6 protein-coding genes are annotated in these 9,917 nt (G+C 39.8%); all 6 read right to left on the bottom strand.

Annotation, left to right across the window (positions count from 1 at the left end; all coding sequences use genetic code 11):
* Window positions 1-548 precede the first annotated feature (548 nt).
* Window positions 549-1,949: an anti-sigma factor domain-containing protein gene (locus tag H514_RS0114895; protein ID WP_027447679.1), complete on the bottom strand. Its 1,401-nt coding sequence runs from the start codon at window positions 1,947-1,949 to the stop codon at window positions 549-551.
* On the bottom strand, window positions 1,946-2,686 hold the full coding sequence (sigI, locus tag H514_RS0114890) for an RNA polymerase sigma factor SigI (protein ID WP_027447678.1): 741 nt from the start codon (window positions 2,684-2,686) through the stop codon (window positions 1,946-1,948). Before sigI ends, H514_RS0114895 begins: the two co-directional genes overlap by 4 nt.
* A gap of 978 nt (window positions 2,687-3,664) precedes the next feature.
* Window positions 3,665-4,453 carry a PRC-barrel domain-containing protein gene (locus H514_RS23180; protein ID WP_051255160.1) on the bottom strand — a complete coding sequence of 263 codons (789 nt, stop codon included), beginning with the start codon at window positions 4,451-4,453 and terminating at the stop codon, window positions 3,665-3,667.
* A 71-nt stretch (window positions 4,454-4,524) separates the two neighbouring features.
* Window positions 4,525-5,382, bottom strand: coding sequence for a S1C family serine protease (locus H514_RS0114880; protein WP_027447677.1), 858 nt, complete (start codon window positions 5,380-5,382; stop codon window positions 4,525-4,527).
* Window positions 5,383-5,447: 65 nt separating this feature from the next.
* Window positions 5,448-7,484, bottom strand: coding sequence for an ABC transporter ATP-binding protein (locus tag H514_RS0114875; RefSeq protein ID WP_027447676.1), 2,037 nt, complete (start codon window positions 7,482-7,484; stop codon window positions 5,448-5,450).
* A complete protein-coding gene (locus tag H514_RS0114870; RefSeq protein ID WP_027447675.1) occupies window positions 7,484-9,232 on the bottom strand; it encodes an ABC transporter ATP-binding protein in 1,749 nt (582 codons plus the stop codon). Before H514_RS0114870 ends, H514_RS0114875 begins: the two co-directional genes overlap by 1 nt.
* Window positions 9,233-9,917 lie beyond the last annotated feature (685 nt).

Here is a 9,917-nt window from a genome sequence, read left to right as displayed (position 1 = left end):
AACGGAACCGCCGTAGTTCTGGGAGAGGATTTCTGATTCCAGGTAGCATAATCCTATCATGGCAAGGGTCTGAGCAACTTCTGTGAATATGAATTCCAATCTATATGAGGTGGGAAAGTCCAAATTATGGTCCGTTAATTTCCATAATCGCGTGGAGGGAAGGAAACGGCAAACTGTCGTGGTAACAAAGGGAAGACGAGACCCCGCAGGCACGAGGAGGCTCGGCTTTTCTTCCACAACAGGCTTGCCGTTTCACTGACCGGAACAAATTACAAAAAAGCAACGGACTCCTCCCAACCAATATCTCGGAATCAAGTCTTCAACAATCCTGCCAGTTTGCTGAATAAAATCCCTTAATACATTAACGTAAGTAAACAAAAAAAGAACAGTCAACTTCGCCATATTTATCAATTAAATTACTTATTTATTCACATACGCAAAAAGCCCATTGCAGCTCTCCAACTACAATGGGCTTTTCCTCCGTATCTCGTAGACTTATGGTTGTCATTTTACGTCATCACGATCTAATCACGGTTATTCTTATGATCTTAGCGACCGTTTTCTTTTTTGTCATTACCGCGATCTTTTCCTCCGCGTTTAGAGTCTTGCTTATTATCTTTCTTAGCTTGCCCTGGAGGTTCTTCTTTAGAATCTTTATCGTGATGACGTTTATCTTTTCCCTGCTCACCTTCGTCTTTTTCATTCTCACCTTCATCTTCTTTAGCTTTATCTTGATTGAAGTCTGAGAATAAATCAGAATCTATACGACGAAGACTTTCTCGCAGTTCCTCAAGATTGGATTGATCAATCTTTTTTAAAATGCCAGGTGGTAAAGAATCTAGAATCTCCTCTATGTCTTCATAACCTTCTTGCTCCAATTTCTTTTGAATACCAGGAGGTAGAGACTCTAGAAGGTCTTCTAGTTCTTCTTTCTGTTTATTCAGACCAGGAGGAAGATCATTTTCCTGATGGTTGTCGTCATCTTGATCTTCCTTGTTCTTGTCTTTATTTTTATTTTTGGCCCAGCCTTTTTCTTTCCCAGCAGGATTGGTTGATGATTTGGATTTGCCTTTGTCTTTTTGGTCTTCCTCTTTTTTCTTATTCTTCTCTTTATTCAGTCCTGGATGTGTTTGACCATTATTCGATTCATGATCTTTTTCTTTATCATCATTTGAATCGGGGGCTTTTTTATCATCGTTATTTCCTTGGTTGTAAAAGGTTTCAATGGCCTTTTCTTCTTCAGAATCGATGTCATTACCCTTTTGCTCATTCCCTGAGGTCTTAAGAACATGATCGCTATATTGTTTAGCAAATAGTTCATTCATCGATTTTTTTTCTTTTTTAGCTTGTTTCCGTATCTCTTCAGGGACTTCAAAGGTAGCTACAGTTAAGTCGAGCGGATTGGTTTGTAAGTACTGGTCAATCATTTTGGTAATTTGTTTATCCTGTTTCATCCGCTTCTTATAGCTAACGCCAACCATGACACTTTTACTGTTACTAATAAGACCTATTTCTTCACCTTTTTCGATAACGGTTACGGTTACTTTTTCTACGGATTTGTTTTTCCAGTCAGTTATCTTCTCAACGAGTAAGCTTGCGTCATCATTCAGAGGAATCATCTCAATAACTTTCATCTTGTTATTGACCTTCATTTCAATGCTTGGATTCATATCAATGTTGACATAAGCATAAGCTCGGTTGGAGTCAAACCATGAATAGAGTGGAAGGATCGCGATTAGAAAAGCCGCAACCATGGCAACCAAGCGATAATTTGGTTTTAATTTCTTGGGAAAAACAGCAAATGACCACTGCTTTTCCTCAAAGGGTTCGAATTCTACTTCATCTCCTGGCATGGAATACGGGATTGGTTTAGCTTTTTGAAAAGATCCATCATGTGTCATTACGATCGAATATCTCCGGTGTTTTTCCATGACAATTCCTTGTCTCACAGGCCCACCCCCTTTATATAATCTTTTAAAAACACGTAATCTTCATTTAAGATAATGAAAATGGCCAAAATAAACTTTCGATTTCGCTCAAGTGTTTTTTTACTCACTTCGACTTTATCCGTCAGAAGCTTCATAGGAAGTTTGCGTTTTTCCATTACGAACGCCCTTAGTTCATCATCTTCGTCTATGGTACGGGCTACTTTTATTGCCGATTCTCTAGCGTCTCGATGTTTGGGTGATACTTCAGTTAATTCCTGAAATGAGAGCTTATACAGCTTCAGTTTTTCTGAGAAATCTTGAATTTCAATTCGCCTATGCCAACTTTCGGTCTCTTGCTGATATTGCTCCTTCGCTGCGCGCACTTCTTGTGGATTTTCCATTTGGTCTTCCTCTTCATATTCTTGATCAAGAGAAGCCACTACAGGATTGTTTTGATCATTTCGGATATAATCAATAACTTTTCGTTTCACCACAAGTTTGGCAAAGGATAGAAAAGAGCTTCCTTTATCACTGGAATAAGACTTCATCGCTTCATTAAATGCAACTAATCCTATGCTAAACTCATCATCCTTTGAAGGGTCTATATATCGTTTGCAAACTTCTGAGACACTTTTGGCGATAAAAGGTTGATATTGTTTTAAGAGCTGGTTCTGGAGTTCTTCGTCACCATTCTGGACGAGGTTAACCTGCTCTTCGAGGGAACCCTCTTGTTCTTTTTTTATCAGACGTCTGATCAACCCTTCTCACCTCCAGCTATTATAGTTTTCGCTATGATTGATCATTTTTTGGGTGGTTTTTGTAGATTTTTTTGCAGTTGTGTTACAAAACCATTTCACTGCTTGTCATAATCTAGACATGTTTTTCCTTACGTGACGGGGGTTGAGTCCTTATTCAATAACGGTATGATACACTATATTTCTTTATGAATCTAGCCCTTTCACCTCTCATATTGTTACATAATGTGTTGAAAATATGTATGAGCGTTGTGATATGGGGGCTTTGGTAGGAACTTTACATTTATATGTCACAGAATTGTTATTTCATAGACTACTTTATTACCCCCTTATGTGGAAGACTTGGAATTAAGATAGGTTAAGAGAAGTCCGTTGCTATTATGAGAGTTAGGGTTCAGTGAAATGGCAATACTCCTGCGGAAGACCAGCTGAGCCTCCTCATACGCTATGCTCCTTGCGGGGTCTCATCTGCCCTTTCTACCGCGGGAGTTTGCCATTTCCCTCACCCCTTTGCTTTTATGGAGAATAACGGACCCTGGTTGTGTGAGCTATAAACCATACGGATATCTGTTCCGTTATTTGCTTTAAATCAACTTGGAAAAGACCAATTTGTCACAAATAAGGTATCATATGTCCGTAACGACTCTCGAAATGCCTTTAAAGTTCAAAATAAAAGAACAGATGTCCGTAAGCATCCACCTCTCAACATCGCTGCGGTTCCGTTAGTCACCATTCGGCTAAGGTGGGCTGGGAAACGGGCTGACTCCTCCGGACGGGCAAGCGAGACCCCGCAGAGAGCTTGCGATTGAGGAGGCTCGATCGTTCGTCCGGGGAAAGCAGCCCGTTTCCCAGCCCACCGCACTCCATAAAAGCAACGGAACCACACCGCAGCAGCTTATTCCACATATTTGCCATATAACTGAACAACTAAAAAGAACTCGCACCACTTAGTCGTGATGCGAGTTCTTATAGGAGTATCTATTAAATTTGAAATGGTTTTGCATATAGTTGATGCATATGCTCTTCTACATCTCTCGTAACCTCATGCTCATAATCATAATCTGGTGCATTTTTTAATTGACCTGGGTCAATATCTACTTTCACGATATGGTTTTCCCAATCAATAGACTCAATCCAGTCCGTTGATAGTATTCGAAGTTTTTCATTCAACCAACTTCCTGTATTAATCACCATATACTGTAGTTTATACGTTTCCTGTTGAATGCTGAAGTCTTCTAAATGACCAATTTCTTGGTTCTGTGCAAAAACTCGATAACCGGATTTTTCGCCTGCCACCTCTCGGACACTTCGAAGATTATGATCTGGGTGAGCAGGATTATCTTCTGCTTTCTTTTCCTGTTCCATTTTTTCATCTGCCATCATTGTTGGGTTTGCACCAGGTTCCATGATCTGCGGATATCCCATAGTTCCCCACAGATATTCGCCTTCCCAATAAGGAGACCAACCATAATAACGACTTAGCTCCATTTCATTACGCACAGAAACAGGCTCATGATCCTCTATTGGAGGGGCGTTACGTATGGTTTCCTTATCCAGATCCACTTCAATTTTGTCAGAGTCGAATGGAATTTCCTTTAACGATGCAGGTGATAATAAAACCTTTTTACCTGGCAACCATTTTCTTGTATCTGCTACAACGTACCGAATCGTCCATTTTTTATCATCAAAATAAATGTCTTTAATCTTTCCTAATTCACCATCAGATGCATCAATTCTTAAACCTTCCAATTTACTTGTTGGAAATAACATCAGACCATCTCCTTTTGTGAAATGTCTATATGTCTTATTCCACTTTATGGAGATACGCAAACTACCTCAAATTAGTGAGGGTAGTCTCCAGAAAGTCCTCTAACTTTTTCATGATAATACGTAACCGGGACAGCTAATCCGACTTTGCCGTATTGTTCTTTACGGATCGTAGCAAAAACCACTGCTATGACTTCCCCTTCTTCATTAATCACAGGACTTCCACTATTCCCATGATAGATCGGCGCATCCAACATAAGAACATCTTGATCCCAATCACTTAATCTTGTATATCCAATTACTTCTCCCTCATTGGCAATGCCATTAAACCGGAGTGGATTTCCAATAAAATAAACATGCTCCCTTTTCTCAAAATGTGTCTTCTCTGCCAGAGAAAGATGGGGAAGGGAGACATTCTCTTCGTTCTCTACTTTCAACAAAGCTAAGTCGACCTCTTCAAAATTAGCTACGATTTCTCCTTTAAATAACCCTTGCTCAGGAAAAGCTACTGTAATAGGCTGTTCATTATCAACGACATGATGGTTGGTCACGATATATCCATCAGACGATATCGAAAAACCAGTACCTTTTGAATTCCCAGACTCAATGACCACGACCGATTCCTGGTATGTATCAATCTCCTGTTTTGTTGAAAGCTCAGCAGATTTCATTAAAAAATCAATCGCCGGAATGGAGAACGTTTTAGGAAGAAAAGCCATAACGTTTAAGGCCATCATAAAAGCTATTAAATAAAACGCCCATTTCGGAAAAGCAGGAGGACCTTTCTTCTCTTCCTCCTCTTCTCTCTTTTCACGTTCCAAAGCTTTTTGTTTCTCTTCCTCTACTAGTTCTATTAGTTCCTCTTCATCAATTTCTTCATATAAATCATCATCTATAATATCAGGTTGTTCACGCTCATGTTCCCTGGACATATAAAGTCTCCTTATAAGCAAAATAAATAGGAAGCGAATGCATAGAGCACTCACTTCCTATTATGCTACGAAATTGCGACTTCTTCCAGTCCTCCCTGCTGCATGAGATACATTTGGTAATAGATCCCTTCCACAGCAAGCAGTTCTTCGTGTCTTCCTTGTTCAAGAATACGACCGTGATCCAGGACAAAAATTTGATCTGCCTGCTGGATTGTAGATAGTCGGTGCGCAATCACAAGTGTTGTTCTTCCTTGTTTCAAAACCTGTAAAGCATTCTGGATGATCGCTTCTGTTTCTGTATCAATATTCGCTGTTGCTTCATCCAAAATCAAAATAGCTGGATCGAAAGCCAGTGCTCTTGCAAAAGAGATTAACTGACGCTCACCTGCAGAAAACGTACTCCCTTTCTCTTTTACAGGTTCATCGTACTGTTTCGGAAGCTTCTCAATAAATCGATCTGCTCCTACTTCTTTAAGAGCCTTGATTGCTCGTTCACGGGAAATATTCGGATCTCCCATCGTCACATTGGAGATGATCGTCCCCGTAAAGATAAATGGATCTTGTAAAACAATCCCCATGTGACTTCGGACTTGTTGACGTGATAAGGATGTCGTATCGATACCATCAATCGTAATCTTGCCCTTCTGGGGATCATAGAACCGGAACAACAGATTCATGATCGAGCTTTTACCAGATCCGGTATGACCAACAAAAGCTACGGTCTCCCCTTCATTTGCCTTAAAGGAGATGTTTTTCAAAACATATTCATCTTCCTCGTAGGCAAAAGATACATCATCAAACTGAATGTTTCCTTTATAACGATTGATCGAGGTATTGTTTACTTCTTCCCCTTCATGATCCATGAGTTCGAACACTCGGCCTGCTGCAACCCTGGCTTGCTCTAACTGAGCGAGCTGGTTCACTACATCGATGACAGGCTGAAACAATCGGTTCAAATAATCAACAAATGCATACAATACACCCACCGTAACAATTGTACCTACACCAAGAGATGCACCGCCAAAATACCAAATGAAAGCAACAAATGCTAGATTCCGTACAACATTAACGAGGTTAAAAGAAGTTAATGAATTTAGCTTTAACAACTTGCTTTGGTAGGTAAAGTGGCGCTCATTCATCTCTTCAAACTCTTCCGTTGTTTGTTTTTGTCTACGGAAGGCTTGAATAATCGGCATGCCTTGAATGGCTTCATTAATGTTCCCGTTTAAATCACTTATGGTTGAACGAATCACTTCATTATATTTTCCTGCGTAAATCTTATATAGCTTCATCCAGACAGCCATGATCGGAATGAGTAATAAACAGATCGCTGCTAATTTCGGATTCAGCAAGAATAACGCAACGTAAATCCCTGTCATATAAATGGCACTTGTCATAAATGTCGCAAGCACACGTTCATACAGTTCACGAATGGCTTCAGTATCATTCGTCACACGAGCTACAATTTTCCCTGCCGGTCGATTAATAAAATAATCAACAGGCACTCGTTGAATATGTGCGAAGACATCTGTGCGCATCTTTTTAATAATCTTATTTGAAGACATTTGTAAAAGATAGGTTTGATTATATTGAAAAACTGCAGCAATCAATAATAAGACCACATACAAGACCAATAACCATATAATTGAGCTCGTTTCCGGTTTAAAAAAGCCATAAAGCTCATCTAAATCTAATTTCTCAGCAGGAGCTGTGACCGTTCCATCAGGCGATTCAATGGTAAAAGTCCCATTTTCAAATGATTTCTTCCCAGTGGTCGGAACCTCTTCTGCTATAAAATAATACGATTTACCAGATTGTAAAATCGTAGCCTTACTAGACGTAGTATCATCAGGCTCAATCCGATCGCTGCGCTTATAAAATCCATCGTTATAAGCAACTGTGTGCTCATCATCATTTTGCTGTACCTGATACCAAGTGGATTCAATCCCTAAAATATGTTCATCAATCAGGCGTTTTGCAATGAATGGACCTGTTAACTCTAGCGCAACGGCTATGGTTAAGCAGATTAACCCAATAATAATTGTCTTCTTAAATGATAAAGCGTACTGAAGGAGGCGTTTTTCCGTTGACGGCTTACTCATTACGCATCCCCCCTTCCGGATTCCATTTGCTGTTTGGTGAATTGTTCGGCGTACCAAGCACCTTTTTTCATCAGTTGATCATGTGTCCCACGCTCTACAATTTCACCGTCTTCTAACACAATAATCTGATCCGCATGTTGGACAGCCGATAAGCGATGGGCTGAAATTAGGGTCGTTTTATCTTGTCGCTCAGCCTTTAAGTGCTTAATAATGTTCGCTTCCGTTTTGCCATCAACTGCAGACATTGAATCATCCAAGATTAAAATTTCCGGATCCATAATTAGCGCTCGAGCTAAAGAAACACGTTGTTTCTGTCCTCCTGAAAGGGTAACCCCACTCTCTCCTACTTTGGTGTCTAATCCATTCGGTAGATTATCGATATCATCTTTTAAATGAGCTAACTCTAGAATTCGGCCAATCTCACCATCTGAAGCATCGTCATGGCCAAACTGAATGTTTTCCCGTACCGTCTTAGAAAATAAAATTTGATCCTGGGGTACGTATCCAATCCACCCTCTTGTGTCTTCTAGTGTTAGGTCATGAATGGATGCACCAGAAATCGTAAGTTTCCCTTTCATGCCAGCGTATTCTCGAAGCAATTGCTTAAATAAAGTCGTCTTACCTGCTCCTGTCTTTCCAACTACACCAATCGTGTGACCACGTTCCACATCTAGTTTGATACCTTGTAACTGCGGACGTTCCGTATCAGGATATTGGAATGTCACATCATCAAAGACAATGGACTTTGGTAATGGAACAGACTTTGGTTTTAATGGATCCTTCACTTCCGCTTCATAGCTTAATGTTTCATTTACACGATCAAGCGAAGCGTTACCCCGCTGCATCACGTTGATCAGCTCACCTACAGCAAACATCGGCCAAATGAGCATACCTAAGTACACATTAAAGGAAACGAGCTGACCTAGCGTGATCGTATTTTGGAATACAAGATGTGCACCATACCCCAGCCCAATTGTGTAGGAAAGGCCAACAAGTACTTTGATGGTCGGTTCAAACATGGCATCAATCTTGGCTACTTCGACGTTCTTCTCATATACATCTTGTGTCATATCGCCAAAGCGTTTTTCATCTTGCTTTTCTTGAACAAAAGCACGCAGTACCCGAACCCCTCGAATGGATTCCAGTACATCATCATTCATATCGCCAAATGCATCTTGAGCCTTAGTAAATCGATCATGGATCGTTTTACCGTACCGGTTCATGATAAGCGCCATAACTGGTAAAGGAATGAGCGCTGCTAACGTAAGCTTCCAGCTGATTGTTACGATCATAACGCCTACAATCATCAACATGAAAAACGTAGCATCCACAAGTGTTAAAATCCCAAAACCTGTCGTCATGGAGATCGCTTTCAAATCATTTGTCGAACGAGCCATTAAGTCCCCTGTACGATACTTTCCAAAAAATGAGGAAGTCATCGAGAGAAAATGCTGCATTAATCGCGAACGCATTTTTCGTTCAAGCGTAAAGGCCCCTCCGAACAATAAGTAAGCCCAAACATAAGAAATGGCATAACTCGATACAATAATTACCCCGTACCATAGTAATAATTCTGTTAGTTTCGCTCTCGTTAACGTTTCAAACTGAATAGCATCAATCGCTGACCCGATAAGCTTCGGGGGAATGATATCTATCCCGGCTACAATAATCAGTAGAAAAATCGCTACTGAATATCGAAGCCAATAATCTCTAAAAAACCACTGTAATTTACCTAATACTGAAAACATAATCGTTCACCTGCTCTTCACTATAAAATTGTTTAATTTGATCTAACTATCCGCCTTCTGCCTTCCAATCATTTAAAATCTTCATTTCCGTTACGTAACTCACATTCATTCTCCTCCTTAAAAAATGTTTGATTTATTGAAATAGCTTCGAATGAAGCTAGAACAACCTTTAGAAAAACACGGTTATCGCCCAAAATGGCGAAACCGATGTATTTTCTTATACTTTAATCCTTACAACAGTTAAACTTTCTAAAAGTGTAAAAAAGGCATAAAAAAACACATACGCCCGAGACGTATGTGTTGTGTACACACAAAAAAGGTCACGAACGAATGTCGTGACACGAATCCCTTATGAACTTGTCATAGATATTCTAGACAGAGAAAGGAAAACGATTGGAGATCACGACCGATATAGAGTTCATGGCAATCAAACGGTTCTCTACAAAGTTTTTCATTTTAACGTGACCTCCTCTCAATAGTGAATGACTTGATTATATAATTTTCAAAATCTTACGTCAACAAAATTCAGGAAAATTTTGAAAAAGATTATGTTCGCCTGTGGTGGACATTTACTTACTTTATGATATATATAGTCTTTTGTTTAAAATATGTGTGAAATTTTTTCTTATTCAGTTTTATGGCAGGATTGTTGAAGACTTGAAACTGAGAGGAGTCCGTTGCTGTA

Source organism: Pontibacillus marinus BH030004 = DSM 16465, assembly GCF_000425225.1.
GTDB classification, from domain to species: domain Bacteria; phylum Bacillota; class Bacilli; order Bacillales; family BH030062; genus Pontibacillus; species Pontibacillus marinus.
Note: the sequence above shows the minus strand (reverse complement) of the source record. Positions and strands in the feature narration are given on the sequence as shown.